This is a genomic window from Kocuria sediminis (assembly GCF_009735315.1).
Taxonomy (GTDB): domain Bacteria; phylum Actinomycetota; class Actinomycetes; order Actinomycetales; family Micrococcaceae; genus Kocuria; species Kocuria turfanensis.
Genome location: NZ_WOGU01000007.1, coordinates 55,925 through 69,438, shown reverse-complemented (window position 1 = coordinate 69,438; position 13,514 = coordinate 55,925). Strand labels below are relative to the sequence as shown.

The following is a 13,514-nucleotide window of genomic DNA, read 5'->3' as shown; positions in this document are numbered from 1 at the left end:
GGCCTCGGCAGCAACTTCGCCGATGACTTGGAGGGGCAGTGGAGCTGCCAGAGCGCGGGCAGCGGCGGGTTGCGCACCAACCTGTTCGACTCCACGCTGACCACCTCTGACTCCAGCTTCGACATCGGGTTCGAGAAGATCGGGGGAGAGCCTGCGGTACACGCTGACCGACGACGCTGGGTTCGGTGCGACGGACACCTACACCGGATCCATCGGCCACACGGACGAGGGCGAGTTCTTTATCAACGACAACACCATGGGCAACGACTACGTGCTGAACCTCCCGGACAGCCTCGCCGACATCGAGGGGGACTCCCAGGCGATCCAGTGGAAGAGCAACGGCTTCCAGGTGGTCCTGGAGCACCCGAGCGAGAACGAGATCGTGCTGCGCTCCGACGCCCCCGAAGGAGCTATGCGCTGCCTGAAGGCCGGCGCCTGACACCGGATGCGCGGAAGCCCCGAAGCCGGACGGGTCGACGTCGGCTTCGGGGCTCGTGCTGTTTGAAGCGTTCAGGCCACCTTGGCTTGGGCGTAGACGAGGTCGCTGCGCAGCGCGACGTCCCAGCTGCCGCGGTCGTTGATCAGGTAGGCGACCTTGATGCGGCCGTCGGCGTTCACCCGCTTGAGCTGACCGCCCTCGTTGCGCCCCCGGTCCGCTGCACGGTTCACCGTCGCCGCCTGCGTCGCAACGCTCGTGCTGACCGGTTGCGCCGCACCAGAGCGGCCCGAGACCGCGGCCCCACAGGGAACCGACACCACCGAGGCTACGGCCACGACCTCTGACGGGAACCGCGAGGAGCCGGTAGACGAGGAGGAGGCCGTCACCGAGGAAGGCCAGGGAATCCTCGACGTCGAGACCAGCGCCTACCCTGCGGCCTGGGCCGCTGAGAAAGAGCGGGCCCTGCCCGACAAATGGAACGTCGACTCCTGGGAGCGAGCCAGCGGGGGGGTCTTCTGGGCCAGCCTTGTGCGCGATGTCCGAGCCTGTGAGGTGGGCGAGCTGATCTTCGTCTTCGAAGGCTCAGCCATCGAACCCGACATGGAGCAGGCCGCCTACCACGCGGTTCAGGAGGTCATGTATACCTTGGGTTCTGACGACGAGTCGATCACCTCCGTGGCGATCATGGATACGTTCGAAGGCCGGCTCTTCGAGTGGGTCACCAGGTCCGTGCTGACCAGCTGAGTGCCACACCGGGCCGTGCACGTGGGAGCCGTGACGACGATGAACGAGTGCACCGCCCCCGACATCCCATTCAAGATGCTGCGTGCCGATGGTGCGCAGTGGAAATCCGGTGCTCCCAGGTAGCGGTACGAAGCTTACCGACCGCGTTTTGCCTCGTCGGGGTCGTTCAGCAGCTCGCCGTCGACGATCAGGGGATTGCTGGCATGCGCCGTTTCTGGGCGGTGTCCTGGTTTGGTCAGCTCGAGGCTTGCGAGATGCTTCTGCAGTTTCCGCGCCATGGGGAGGAAGGTGCCAAGTGTGAGGCCACCGGAGAGCACCGATCCGACGAGGGGGATGGCTTTGGCTACTCCACTGGCGAAGATCTTCTTCGTCATTTGTGCTCCGAGGTAGCTGGCGACCTTCTTGACGACGGGGTAGATCACGCCCTTGGTGAGCGCCTGTTGCGGTAGCTTCTTCGCAGCCTGGGCAGCGATCATGGCTGCTGCTTTCGCTACTCCGCCTTGGGCGATCTGGACGCCGACCATGACGCCGAGGAAAAGCGTGAGGATGCCCTCTGTGGCTTCGTCCATCTCATCGTCGTCTCCGTTGAAGAGATCAGGCCAGCTATAGATGTACGCCAGCTTCTGGGAGATCCGGAGCATGTGGCCCAGATACTGGGCGACGTCGGCGGGTACCGTGCCGATCATGGCGAAACCACCGGGAACTCCGGCAAGCGCTGAGAGGCCGGTGACCTTGCTGGTCTCGTAGCGGATCGAAGTGTTGGCGGCTTCGGTGATGATTTCGAGCAGTATGCCCGCCGCAGCAGGGCCGTCGGCGATCGCTCGCTCGATCTGACCCTCTGTGCAGTGGCGCTTCAGCGCCGTTCGGAGATAGGCAGCCCGATCGATCCGTACGCCCGGCAGCTTTGCCGCGGCGTTCAGCGCCTGGGAGAACGTTGACCCAGCGGTCGCGATCGTGTTGCTGTCGTCCATGGGCCGAGAATACTTGGGGCTACCACGCGCCGTTGATCCGACACGATAAGGGCCGCGCCATGAACCGGGACATCGAAGCCCTCATCGCTCTAGACCCTAGGGACTGCGGGCTGGGGTGACACCCATATCCTGCCGCCGGCAATCCCCGTCACGATGCGCCACTTTGGAGCGAAGGACGCAAACGCTTCGGATGCGGCGTCCTGCAATGACCGTCAGAGGCCCTCAACTGCCAACGCGCGCACCAGTCGCACACAGAGCTGTATCCGGTCCTCGCTATCCACTAGCCGGCCGCCTTCGGGCTTCTGCTGGACCAGAACCCGCAACTGGTCGGCAGAATCGAACGCCGTCAGGGCCTTGGCGACCTTGATTTCGACGGGCTCACGGTTGTCTGGAAGGACGAGTTCGAAGGCGTCGTCATCACAGCGAATCTCGATGCGGGACCTCTTGAGCGTGAGGCCTGGGTCGTCGCGGTGCCACCAACTTGGTTCCTCGGCATCAGAACCAAGCGAGCCGTCGACCCAGGCCGCATGGAGCAGCGCGTCGCTGAAGTAGGCGTTGTAGTTGCTGCCGTGAAGCATCCGGAGGCGCTGATAAGCGAACCCGCCGGTCGTGCTGTCGTAGGTGCCGTGGTAGTAGCCACCGCCTTTCGAGCTGCGGGCGCCGGAGTAGCGGACGAGGTAGTAGCGCCAGTCGTAGAAGTTGCGGGACTCGCGTTCAGCGAGCCACTGGGCGCGGATCGCATCGAGAGCGTCGCTTGGCTGGTTCGTGCCGGTCGCCGCCCGCGTGGCGACGTCGTCCAGCAGAGCCGCCAGCGGCTCGCGGATGTTGGCGAGATTCGCCCGAGACCCCGTGGTGAGCATGTCAGTCCAGGAGTCGTCCTTCTGGGAACTTCCGAGCTGGCGGCGACTTCCCTGCCAGCCAACATCGCGTGAGTAGTCCCCTTTCGTGAGCAGCGCAGCGCCGAGCAGGTCGCGCAGTTCCGGTTGGCTCACGGCTGCGAATGCTTCAGCCCGTGCTTCTAGCGTGGCTGCATCGAGCTCGAACGCCATGATGCGTCCGCGAACCAGTGGGTGGTCTTCGAGTTGATGTACGGCGTCAACGGTTTCTGGGTGCTCGTCCAGAAAGGACCACTTGAGGAGCTCATCAGCAACCCAATCGCTTCGGAAGGTCCCTGAATCCTCCAGTTGGCCGTGAACGATCAGTTTCTCGGTCTGTGCGACGTAGGCAGGCATGCGATTGAGGTCGAGGAATGCTGCAGTGACATTGCGTAGAGAACGCAGGCGCTTGGCGATCTCCTCTTGACTGTTCTTGTCGTCGGCCTGTCGCGCGAGCAGGAGTCCGAAGAGGAGCAGCGTCTCTTGTGCCGTGAAGTCGGACCCGTACCGGATGATGCAGCCACCGAATAGGTCAGGAGTTGTGGAGAAGAGCGGAATCGGTCCTTCCCCGAGCCCGCCGGCGGTGAACAGCTTGCTGAACTCGGCGCTCGGGTCGAGAGGAACTTTGATATGGGTGACGGGATCGGCGCCAATCCACGTGTCGAAGGCGTGGAAGAAGAAGTTTCGATTCCGAGCGGCATGTTCGTTGTCGGGGTCGGCGAAGGCGAGTCGGGCTCGCTCCTCGATCGGCCAAAGCCTTCGTGCCTGCTTGTCGTGCCACTTTCGGGCAGACTTCCCGTCGCGCCACTCGCAGATTTTGATAATGAAGGTGAGGTAACGCTCAAACTCGTCGTCGATCTTGTAGTCGCTCGACGCTCGCTTCTCGTACTCCCAGAGCAGGTCGGCCCACACCCCGTCGATGCTCTCGACGAGGTGCTGGTGCCGGTCAGGGTCGGCTGACTTGATGATGCTTTCGAAGTCCGCCTTGAAGACCTCAAACGTCGTCAGTGGCTTCCCTCGCGAGTTCATCTTGATATAGAGGTCTTCGCCGTGGGCGATATCGATTACGGGGAGGAACAGGAACCAAATGGCACTGTTTTGGACGTCGGTGGGGCGAGCTGCGAGCCGGTCCCATACGGCGTCGATTTCGTCGGCGTGCGGGTCGAGCCGTCGATGGATTGCGTCGAGGATGACGAGCATCGACGAGATAGTCGGGTCGTGGCGCCACGGGTAGACATACCACGGCTGGTCTTTGATCCAGGCCGATGGAGAGGCCGGCCCGCCTGGATACGGGTTGTTGGCGATTGTCTGGGTGAAGTCCCGTGCTGTCGGCCGGGTCGCGTAGGAGAAGCACAGCCAAGGGGCGGCCGGGTCGAGTTTGTCTGCGCGCGAAGCGACGTACCAGTGCAGCAAGAACAGGGTAGTGAGGCGTTGTTGGCCATCGAGTGGCTGCAGGACTCCGGCTCGAACGTCGCCGTACACGAAGTCGAGACCCATGTGCCTGTCAGTCGTGGCGGCTTCGATGACCTTGTCGAGGAAGCGGTCCCGGAGGGCGCTGACCTCCTCGTCAGCTCGGCCCTGCGCGAAGTCACGCTGGATGACCGGGATCTCGATCTCGGTGATGCCGGGACGGTCTCCGACGGGTTCGTCGAATAGGCCGAGGAACGTGGTGGGGTAGCCCTTCATGCGTGGACCTCGTCAGCGGGAGAGCGCTCGACCATCAGGAAGCGCTCCACCTTGTCGATCAACGAAGTGAGGTAGTTGGCCTGATCCTGGGGACCCCACAGGGAGAGTTGCTGGTCGGCCGCGGCCGTGTAGTACTTCAGGAAGACGTTACGGGTGCAGGGCAGGATGTAGGCCCCATCCTGGTCGAGCCCGATCACTTGTTCGCGCTTGAGAGCGAAGACCGCGTTGTTCAGCTTGCTGTTGAGGTCGCGTTGGAGCAGCGCCAGATTGCCGAGTCCGTGCGTGTCCCCATCGGTGGCGTCAGTGCCAGGAGCGCTGAACAACGCCAGGACCTGCCGGAAGATCCAGTCGAAACTCTGCTCATCGGTCTTACCGTCGGCCATGGCCAGATGGGCGTTGATCTTGGCGATGATTTCATCCACGTCGGCCCGCTGATCTGGTGGCCAGTGAGACTCTTTGACCTTCTTCTTGTGCGTCCGTAGCCAGTCTCGACGTTCGGTCTCCTTCTCGAAGGCTTCGGAGTTCTGTGCGTGGATGTGTTCCAGCGACCAGTTATCGACGTAGGCGTGGAAAGAGAAGCGGCTCCCGACGTCGCTGCTGCCGAGCACGGTCTCGACATTCATGAGGAGCAGGACGTCGGTGCACTTGCCGTTGTCTTTCCCGTAGCGCAAGAGGGAGACCTTGTCAGCTGTGAGATCAAGGCGCTTGCGTGTTCGGTCAACGAGCGCCTTTCGGAAGGCCGAGTGCGTCCGGGATCGGGATAGGTCGATGAGTTCCTGGATCGAGTCGCCGACCTGGATGAGGTAGCCGATTCGGTGGTAGAGATCACGGTCTTGGAACCACCCTGTCAGCAGTCCGTGGCGCTCGACGACGTCGCGCCAAAAGGCGGCCGCTCCTCGCTCGGCGATGTCCTCCCGGACTTTGCTGAAGGTCCAGTAGCGGGGCCGTTCCCTTAGACCCGCCTTCGGCGTCATGGACTCGAAGAGGAAGTCGATGTGGGTCGACCTCTCGGTCGATGAGCGCGTGAGGAATGCCCAGAACTGCGGATCACGAAGATCCCTCTCGAACCCGTCCCATTGGGCAGCGGTCTCTTGTTGCCGCCCCGACTTGCCGCCGGCTGCGCCGCTGTTTGATAGCACCAGAGCCTTGACCAACTCCGAGTCCGTCAGCGGGATGCGATCACGGTTCAGGCGCGTAAAGAGTGCGGTGGCGTCGGTGCCCGGTGGCGCCTCGTACCAGATGACGTAGACCCAGTTAGCAAGCGCCGTGTGGAGATTGATGGCGGCCTGTGTGGCGTTCGGCTGTTCGTCGAACCACTCTCCGATGACGTCGTACGCCTGGGCGATGTGGTAGTAGTCGATGTTCTCGTCACGACGCGAGAAGTCGAGGGTCTCCAGGAAGTCGCGGCTACCGTGTCGGGTTTCGTAGGTCAGCAGGTAGTCCAACTTGGAGTCGGCGATCTTCGTGGCGACGTATTTCGTGATCAGGAACAGGGTTGTTAGGCGCTGTTGGCCGTCGACGAGTTCCCAGCTCCCGCCATCGCGCTTCAACACGACGATCGGCTGGAGGTAGTAGTCGGAGGGCTCTCCCCTGCCGGCTTCGCGCTTGTGGGTCTTGATGTCCTCCAAAAGTTGGCGCACTTCGTCGCGTCCCCACCGGTAGCCGCGCTGGTACGCGGCGACGAAGAACTCTCCCTGGATGAACGGCTTGTCGTCGTCGCCCTTCATCACGAGCCGGGGCTCAATCGTCGCCTCCGATAGAGCTGATGGGTTGGCGTGTTCTCCCACGAAAAAAGACTCTAGTGGGATGTCCCGACAGATCGGGGACGGTTGCGATGACGCGGGTCGCGGCGACGGTGGGGCCCAGCGCACGCTTTACATATGGCCGGCTACCGGACACCTTCCACGAAGATGACCTCGTAGTAGGGGTTCCCAGAGGGTCACTGGGCGCAGACGGGAGGGTCGGGCAGGTGGCGGTAGATAGAGGAGCAGCTCTTCTGCATGATCGGTGTTCCCGCGTGGTCGACGGCCATGATCCAGTCCATGTGATCCTCGGTCTCGTCGTAGTAGGCGAGGGTGCTCATCACGGCGTTAATGCCACGGTCCGCCAGGTCCTCGAGGTAAGGGTCGTCGTGACGGCCGTTCATCTGGAGCTGGAGCACTCCGATGCTCTGGGCGTCCATCCCGTAGGTCTCGCACGCCCACTCGGCCTTGTCCTCGAAGCACAGGTCTGACCACGAGTCCCGGCCCACCAGCTGCAGGTAGGTGGATTCCATCTGGTCGGCCCACTCGCCTGCGTCACCGGCGAACTGCCCGTTGCCAGGGGAGTCGGCGCTGGACTGTCGGTCGTTCTCGCCGTACTCCCCGGTGATGGCGGCCAGCAGCATCCACAGGATGACGATGCTGCCGATCACGATGACTCGGCCGCGGAAGTTCATCTCGTCCCAGGCTTGGCGCATCAGGGGATCTCCTCGGTTGCGGTGACACACATGGCTCATTCTTCTGCACCCGCAGTGCTATCTAGAGTCGGCCGAGCAGCTCCTTCTTCTTGGCCGTGAACTCTTCCTCCGTCAGCACCCCGGCGTCGCGAAGCTGCCCGAGCCGAGCGAGCTGGGCGAGCACGTCCGGCCCAGCGGGCGCAGCGGGGGCCGGAGCAGAGGCCTTGGCAGCGTGGGTGTTGCGCAGCTGGCGGTAGAGGTTAGCAATGTTTTCGCCCTGCCCAGATTCCAGCTGGGTGATCTTACCTTTGGCCCCAGAGACGGTGAACTCCAGTGACTCCGTACCCCATCCCTTGCTCAGCGACAGAGACGAGATCGCGCTGAGCTGGAACTCCTTCACTGACTCCCGGAGGATGCCCTTTTCCAGGAAGACCAGGCGCTTGTCGGTCAGCACGATCAGGGACTGCAGTTTCTCGTAGGTACCCTGACCCAGAGCGAGGACCTGTTCCTCTGAGTCCAGGATGTTGCGCAGATGGGAGATCTCACGACGGGCGAGCATCCGTGAGAGCCCGCTCAGCTTTTCCAACGCCTCCATGATCCCGCGGTCGTCGCCGGCTTCCTCGCCAGCAATGGCTGCGGTAGGGGCTCTGACGCGGGCATTAGCAGGGGAGCTGCCAGAAGGCCGGGTAGAAGACCTGTCGATGGCTATGACCGGGGTTCTGTCGGGTGCTTTGCTAGGAGGTCTCGCAGGGATTTTGGTAGCGGCGCCCACTCTTTCCGCGACACCTTTGCCCAGGGTTGCTGAGAGCTCGTTGAGTATCTCCTGATGTTTGGTGCCCATGGCGTCCACGGTCACTTCGGCCACGGCGCCGGCGGAGTGCTCGCTGATCGCGACGGTGATACGAGCTGGATTGCGGTTCTTGCTCCAGGACGCCTTCGTCCGGCCCTCGATGTGCCCGAGCGGACCGGAAGGCGAAGCGCCCATCTGCTTTAGACCTGCCCGCAGCGCTGTGTCCGCCTGCGTCACCGGCAGACGCACCACCCACTGGATCATCACCTTGATACCCATCGCGTTCTCTCTCCCGTGTCCGTGTGCTTTCGTGTCTATTGTCGCGTCGGGTGCCCGCACAGCGTGACAACGGAACTGGCCGGCCTCCTCACCGCGTGTATGGCGAAGTTTTCGTCGGCGACACCTGACGCTGCGGCACAACTGCGGCATCAAGCAGGAGACGCTCGCCACGCGGACGGCTCTTGAGCATGCCTCACACGTGTTGGTTGGGGAATGGGGACTGATGTGCTTGCGTCTTGATCGGTAGGTGGCCAGGTAGATGAGCATGGCCATCGCCGCTTATTCAGTTACCGGTTTCAGGTAGTTCGCGGAAAGAAGATCAGCGCCGGTGCTGCGGTCCACACACAACACGTCAGGGTGGCCGGCCTCTACCTCACCGATGCTGGACCAGAAGCAGTGGTACTCCTCGGTCCGCTGGCCGCGGGCACCAATTGGTTCACCGGTGTCGGACACCACTTGCAGGATCGCCTTCGCTTCCACACAGGTAATCCCGTGGAGATTCTCGTAGGTGTACCGCTCACCCACGCAGGCTGCCTCAGCTGAAGGTGATCCATCATCAGCGGCGACATTCTCATCGCTAGGGCTCAGCGTGGGGGCGGGGCCGGCCGTGAAGGATTGGAGGATGGGAAGGATCTCGGTGCGGAACCGTGGGCTGGCGGCAAACTTCTCTGCTTCTGCCGCCAAATCAACCTGTTCGTAAGGTCCCAGCGTCTGGCCGCCGGTGAAGGACAACTGGTACAGGTTCCCCCAACGCAGATCAAAGAGAGTGGTGTCCGCCCCTGTGCCCGCTGCTATCCCGTACACCAGGCTGGTGCTAGACCCGTCATGTCCAGGGGTGCCGGCTACGACAACCTGCACGGGATTCCCGAGTCCATCCACCATTCCCGGAACCGGTCCCTGCGAAGCCATTGCCTCCACCGGCGGAGGGCCTGCCGGCGCCGTCCATGTGCGCACAGACAGCGTGAGCACGGTGTCCCCGTCAGTGTCGTGGACGGTCCACCCGTAGCGCCTAGAGTCCTCGTAGGTTTCCTCTAGCTGGGCGCGGACAGTCCAACCGGTGGGGTAGCGAAAGCTCAGGGCCCCGTCTGGCGAAGTGAACGACTGCTCCAGGGCCACCGCGGTCTCGTTCTGGACACTGGCGGACGGGCTGGTCGTCGGAGTTTCTGGGCCAGTGTTGACCGTTGGCGTCGGAGACGACGTAGAAGGTGCGGAGGCTAGGGAGTCATTCGAGGATGGCGTAGCGGATTCGCCGCTAGTACACCCGGCTAATGCCAGAGCACATGCCAGGACGGCAGAAAGCCGCAGACGGTGGGGGGTGTTCATCATGGGAGTGAGTCTTGCATGGCGCCCGTCCCAAGATATGGCGTTTACATTCGTTACGATGCTGGCGTCCGTCCGCCGGAAGGTCGCCATGTCACCCCGCACCAAGCGCATGCTCGGACAGAAACTCATCCACGAGTTCACCGTGTGGGCAGTTGCGGCCATTTTCGTTGTGATCGCCATGACGATTATGTACCAGGTAATCGTCGCGGGTCGCCCGCCAGCAGCACCACCAGCAGTGTGCGCCGCAGCGTCGAGGACGGGATGTGCTGCAGGCGCTGGCCCAGGATGCGTTGGTGCACGTTCTTGCAATCTCTCCCGACATAGCCCGACATCAGGTGCAGTGCTCCGAAGACCACGCCGGTGCCGGGCAGCCCAACCTCGTCGGCGAGCACGGACAGGCCTGGGCCCAGTAGCGCGCCGCCGGGGATCGCCACCGGTGCGGGGAACACCGTGTGGCGGTGCCGGGAGGCGGGAGGGTCAGAGCGCCGGCGCCCGGTCGGTGTGACGGGTCGCGACGTCGTAGGCGCGGGCGGCGCGCAGCAGCTCGACGTCCCGGCCGTGGGCGGCGACCAGCTGCAGCCCGACCGGCAGCCCGGCCGAGCTGAATCCGCCCGGCACCGAGACTGCGGGGCACCCGGTGGCCGAAATCAGCGTGGCCGAGCGCATCCACTCCACGTAGGTCTGCATCTCCACCCCCGCCACGGTGCGCGGCCACCGTTCCTCGGACGGGAACGGCAGCACCTGGGAGGTGGGGCACAGGAGCAGGTCGTAGTCGCCGAAGAACGCCCGGATCGCCTCGTGCAGGCGGGTGCGGGCCAGGGCGGCGTCCATGAGCTGGGGGCCGGTGAGGGCCAGGCCCTTCTCCACGTTCCACACGACCTCCGGCTTCACCTGCTCCCGGTGCTCGGCGACCAGGGTGCGCAGGTTCACGGCCATGTCGAAGGCCCGGGTCACGTCGAACACCTCGTCGGCGTCGCGCAGGTCGGGCACGGCCTCCTCGACCACGGCCCCGAGCTGCTCGAACACCCGTGCCTGCTCGCGAAGGACCTCCACGATCTCCGCCTCCACCGGCACACCCAGGCCGAAGTCCGTGCTCAGCCCGATCCGCACCCCGGCCAGCGGCCGGGCATCCGGGTCGGGCAACTCCTCGGCGGCCAGCGTGCGGAAGGCCGCCCGCTCCACCGGGCAGGCCAGCGGGACCCGCGGGTCCGGTCCCGCGAGCACGGACATCGCCAGGACGATGTCGTCCACGCTGCGGGCGATCGGCCCGGACCGGCCCAGCCACGCCCAGGCGTCGGGAGAGGGGGCCAGCGGCAGCACCCCGGCGGAGGGCCGGAACCCGACGACGTTGCAGAACGCCGCCGGGTTGCGCAGCGACCCGCCCATGTCCGAGCCGTCGCCCAGCGGCTGGATCCGGGACGCGATCGCCGCGGCCGCCCCGCCGCTGGAGCCCCCGGCGCTGCGGGCGCGGTCGTAGGGGTTGTGGGTGGTGCCGAAGAGCTCGTTGAAGGTGTGGGAGCCGGCGGCGAACTCGGGCACGTTGTTCTTGCCGGTGCTGATCACCCCGGCGGCGCGGAGGCGGGCGATGATCAGGTCGTCGTGGTCGGGCACCTGTTCGGCGAACACCGGCGAGCCCAGGGTGGTGCGGATCCCGGCGGTGGCGTGGGTGTCCTTGTGCGTCATCGGCACCCCGTGCAGGGGCGGCAGCTCGTCGGCGGGCGTGGTGGCGCTCAGCTCGTCCGCCCGGGCGGCGGCCTGCTGGGCCGCCTCTCGGACCTGAGTGACCACGGCGTTGATCGCCGGGTTCACGGCGTCGATCCGGGCGAAGTGGGCGTCGAGGACCTCCCGCGCGGACACGCTCCGCTGCCGGATCGCGGCCGAGAGCTCCCGGGCGGAGAGCTCGAGCAGGGAGGTGTCCGCGCGGGCGCTCATCGGGCGACGCCCACGCGGGAGAGGATCGCCGTGACCGCGGCGGTCACACCCGTGGTCAGGGTCGGCTCCAGGACCGGGGCGAAGAAGGGCGAGTGGTTGGTCGGCACCGGCTTCCCGCCGTCGAGCACGTCGTCGGGCGTGCCGCCGAAGAACCAGTAGACGCCGGGCACGCCGATGGCGTCGGGCAGGTGCCCGAAGTCCTCGCTGCCCATCTGGGCGGGACGGTCCAGCACGTTGTGCTCGCCCAGGGCGGCCCCGAGCGCCTGCTTGAGCGCGGCCGTCTCCGCGGGGTCGTTGACGAGCAGGGGGAAGGTGTAGAGCTCCTCGATGTCCGGGGTCGGGGCGCCGGAGGCGTCGGCCTCGGCGAGGATCACGCGGCGCAGCGCGGCGAGCACCTTCTCCCGGACCGCGCGGTCGAGGTTGCGGACGTTGACGGTGAACACCGCCGTCGGCGGGATGATGTTCTCCTTCAGCCCCGCGTGGAAGGTCGCGATGGTGATGACGGCGGACTGCTGGGCGGGCACCTCGCGGGAGACGATGCTCTGCATCCGCACCACCATGTGGGCGGCCAGCACCACCGGGTCGATCGTGTCCTCGGGGCGGGAGCCGTGCCCACCGCGCCCGTGCACGGTGACCCGCCAGCTGTCGGCCATCGCCATGGCGGGGCCGGTGCTGATCTCGACCTGCCCGGCGCGGCCCGGCCACACGTGCTGGCCGTAGACGACCTCCGGGCGCGGGGCCCGGTCCCACAGCCCGTCGTCGAGCATGGCGCGGGCGCCCTCGGCGGTCTCCTCGCCGGGCTGAAAGAGGAACACGACCGTGCCCGCCCACGCGTCGCGGTCGCCGGCGAGCAGGGTCGCGGCGCCGATCGCGCTGGTGATGTGGGTGTCGTGGCCGCACGCGTGCATCACCGGCACCTCGGTGCCGTCCGGCAGGGTGCCGCGGGCCGTGGAGGCGTAGTCGAGGCCGGTGTCCTCGGCCAGGGGCAGGGCGTCCGTGTCGGCGCGGAAGCCGACGACAGGTCCCTCGCCGTTGCGCAGGACGGCGACGACGCCGGTGCCCCCGCACAGGAACGTCTCGCAGCCCAGCGCCTCCATGCGGGTGCGGATCAGCTCGGCGGTCGCGTGCTCCTGCATGGACAGCTCCGGGCTCCGGTGCAGGTGGCGGTAGAGCTCGTGCAGGTCGTCGCGGAGCGCGGTGGGGACCTCGGGAACGGTGGTGGTCATGACGTCCTTTCGTGGGGAGGGGTGAGGGCGGCCCGCCCGGGGCGGGCGGGGCGTGGGGTCACAGCAGGGCTTCGTCCCCGGGGCCGGCGTGCAGGGTGCTCCGGTTGCGCAGCATCCAGGCCAGGACCATGGTCAGCAGCACGACCACGGCGGTCGCGAAGTTGCGGAACGTCGGGCCGAGGACGGGCACGAGCAGCAGCTGGACCACCGCGCCGACGGCGAGGGCGATGATCGTGATGCGCGGCTGCTTGACGTAGGCGGCCAGCTGGACGATCACGGCGCCGATGATGGCGGGGAAGATGTAGAGCTGGGCGACCTCGGTGATGGCGGCGGGGACGATGCTGACGAGCCAGGTGCCGAGGATGCCGACGAAGATCAGCAGCGAGAAGATGTGCACCACGGCGGCGCCGCAGATCGCCATCACGGCGGCCAGCTCGGAGCGACGGGTGCCGGGCTTGGCGCCGATGGCGGCCTGCGCCACGATCGCCGAGGGCAGCAGCTTGTTGGCGATGTTGCCGATCATGAAGGCCTGGTACATCGCGGCCGGTCCGAGGACCGGGAAGTAGGTCAGGGGCTCGACGATCGCGAGCACGGCGAAGACCGCGGCCACGGCCAGGTAGGCCGTGACCACGGTGGAGAGCGGGATGTCCAGGTCGCTGAAGAACAGCAGGTAGGCGGGGCCGGCCAGGGAGAGCAGCAGGCCCATGATCATGGTGATCCGGCCCCATCGGGACGTGGTGCGGTCGTAGGCCGCGTAGGCGGCGGTTGCTGAGCTGGTGGTGGTGGCCATGGGAGCTCCTGGGGTCGCGACG

The 13,514-nt window shown here is 65.7% G+C and carries 13 protein-coding genes; 2 read left to right on the top strand and 11 right to left on the bottom strand.

Translation table 11 applies throughout. The features are described 5' to 3' along the window. Nucleotides 1-256 precede the first annotated feature (256 nt). On the top strand, nucleotides 257-439 hold the full coding sequence (locus tag GMA12_RS09695) for a hypothetical protein (protein ID WP_156269324.1): 183 nt from the start codon (nucleotides 257-259) through the stop codon (nucleotides 437-439). A 71-nt stretch (nucleotides 440-510) separates the two neighbouring features. Here GMA12_RS09695 and GMA12_RS09690 read toward each other — a convergent pair whose 3' ends face one another. Next, a complete protein-coding gene (locus tag GMA12_RS09690) occupies nucleotides 511-669 on the bottom strand; it encodes a hypothetical protein (RefSeq protein WP_156269323.1) in 159 nt (52 codons plus the stop codon). A 25-nt stretch (nucleotides 670-694) separates the two neighbouring features. Between GMA12_RS09690 and GMA12_RS09685 the strand changes: the two genes are divergently transcribed. After that, nucleotides 695-1,183, top strand: a complete 489-nt coding sequence (locus tag GMA12_RS09685) for a hypothetical protein (RefSeq protein WP_156269322.1) — start codon at nucleotides 695-697, stop codon at nucleotides 1,181-1,183. Between the two features lie 134 nt (nucleotides 1,184-1,317). On the opposite strand, the gene GMA12_RS09680 is transcribed toward GMA12_RS09685, so the two are convergent. The 10 genes from GMA12_RS09680 to GMA12_RS09635 all read right to left on the bottom strand — a co-directional run bounded on the left by GMA12_RS09680 (nucleotide 1,318) and on the right by GMA12_RS09635 (nucleotide 13,492). After that, entirely contained in the window at nucleotides 1,318-2,154 is an 837-nt protein-coding gene (locus tag GMA12_RS09680) for a hypothetical protein (protein WP_156269321.1), read from the bottom strand. 212 nt (nucleotides 2,155-2,366) lie between these two features. Beyond that, nucleotides 2,367-4,715 carry a DUF262 domain-containing protein gene (locus GMA12_RS09675; protein ID WP_156269320.1) on the bottom strand — a complete coding sequence of 783 codons (2,349 nt, stop codon included), beginning with the start codon at nucleotides 4,713-4,715 and terminating at the stop codon, nucleotides 2,367-2,369. Further along, nucleotides 4,712-6,502 (bottom strand): DUF262 domain-containing protein, encoded by a 1,791-nt coding sequence (locus tag GMA12_RS09670; RefSeq protein ID WP_156269319.1) that lies wholly within the window; start codon nucleotides 6,500-6,502, stop codon nucleotides 4,712-4,714. Before GMA12_RS09670 ends, GMA12_RS09675 begins: the two co-directional genes overlap by 4 nt. Before the next feature lie 152 nt (nucleotides 6,503-6,654). Continuing rightward, nucleotides 6,655-7,173, bottom strand: a complete 519-nt coding sequence (locus tag GMA12_RS09665) for a hypothetical protein (protein ID WP_156269318.1) — start codon at nucleotides 7,171-7,173, stop codon at nucleotides 6,655-6,657. A 61-nt stretch (nucleotides 7,174-7,234) separates the two neighbouring features. Next, nucleotides 7,235-8,221 (bottom strand): PH domain-containing protein, encoded by a 987-nt coding sequence (locus GMA12_RS18905; RefSeq protein ID WP_240898751.1) that lies wholly within the window; start codon nucleotides 8,219-8,221, stop codon nucleotides 7,235-7,237. Nucleotides 8,222-8,500: 279 nt separating this feature from the next. Beyond that, nucleotides 8,501-9,130, bottom strand: coding sequence for a hypothetical protein (locus GMA12_RS09655; protein WP_156269316.1), 630 nt, complete (start codon nucleotides 9,128-9,130; stop codon nucleotides 8,501-8,503). A gap of 599 nt (nucleotides 9,131-9,729) precedes the next feature. After that, a complete protein-coding gene (locus GMA12_RS09650) occupies nucleotides 9,730-9,993 on the bottom strand; it encodes a hypothetical protein (protein ID WP_156269315.1) in 264 nt (87 codons plus the stop codon). A 28-nt stretch (nucleotides 9,994-10,021) separates the two neighbouring features. Beyond that, nucleotides 10,022-11,476 carry an amidase gene (locus GMA12_RS09645; protein WP_156269314.1) on the bottom strand — a complete coding sequence of 485 codons (1,455 nt, stop codon included), beginning with the start codon at nucleotides 11,474-11,476 and terminating at the stop codon, nucleotides 10,022-10,024. Then, nucleotides 11,473-12,702: an amidohydrolase gene (locus tag GMA12_RS09640; protein WP_156269313.1), complete on the bottom strand. Its 1,230-nt coding sequence runs from the start codon at nucleotides 12,700-12,702 to the stop codon at nucleotides 11,473-11,475. The genes GMA12_RS09645 and GMA12_RS09640 overlap by 4 nt, the downstream gene beginning before the upstream one ends. Before the next feature lie 58 nt (nucleotides 12,703-12,760). Further along, the gene (locus tag GMA12_RS09635) at nucleotides 12,761-13,492 is read right to left on the bottom strand and encodes a hypothetical protein (protein WP_156269312.1); all 732 of its coding nucleotides are present in this window, start codon (nucleotides 13,490-13,492) and stop codon (nucleotides 12,761-12,763) included. Between the last annotated feature and the right edge of the window lie 22 nt (nucleotides 13,493-13,514).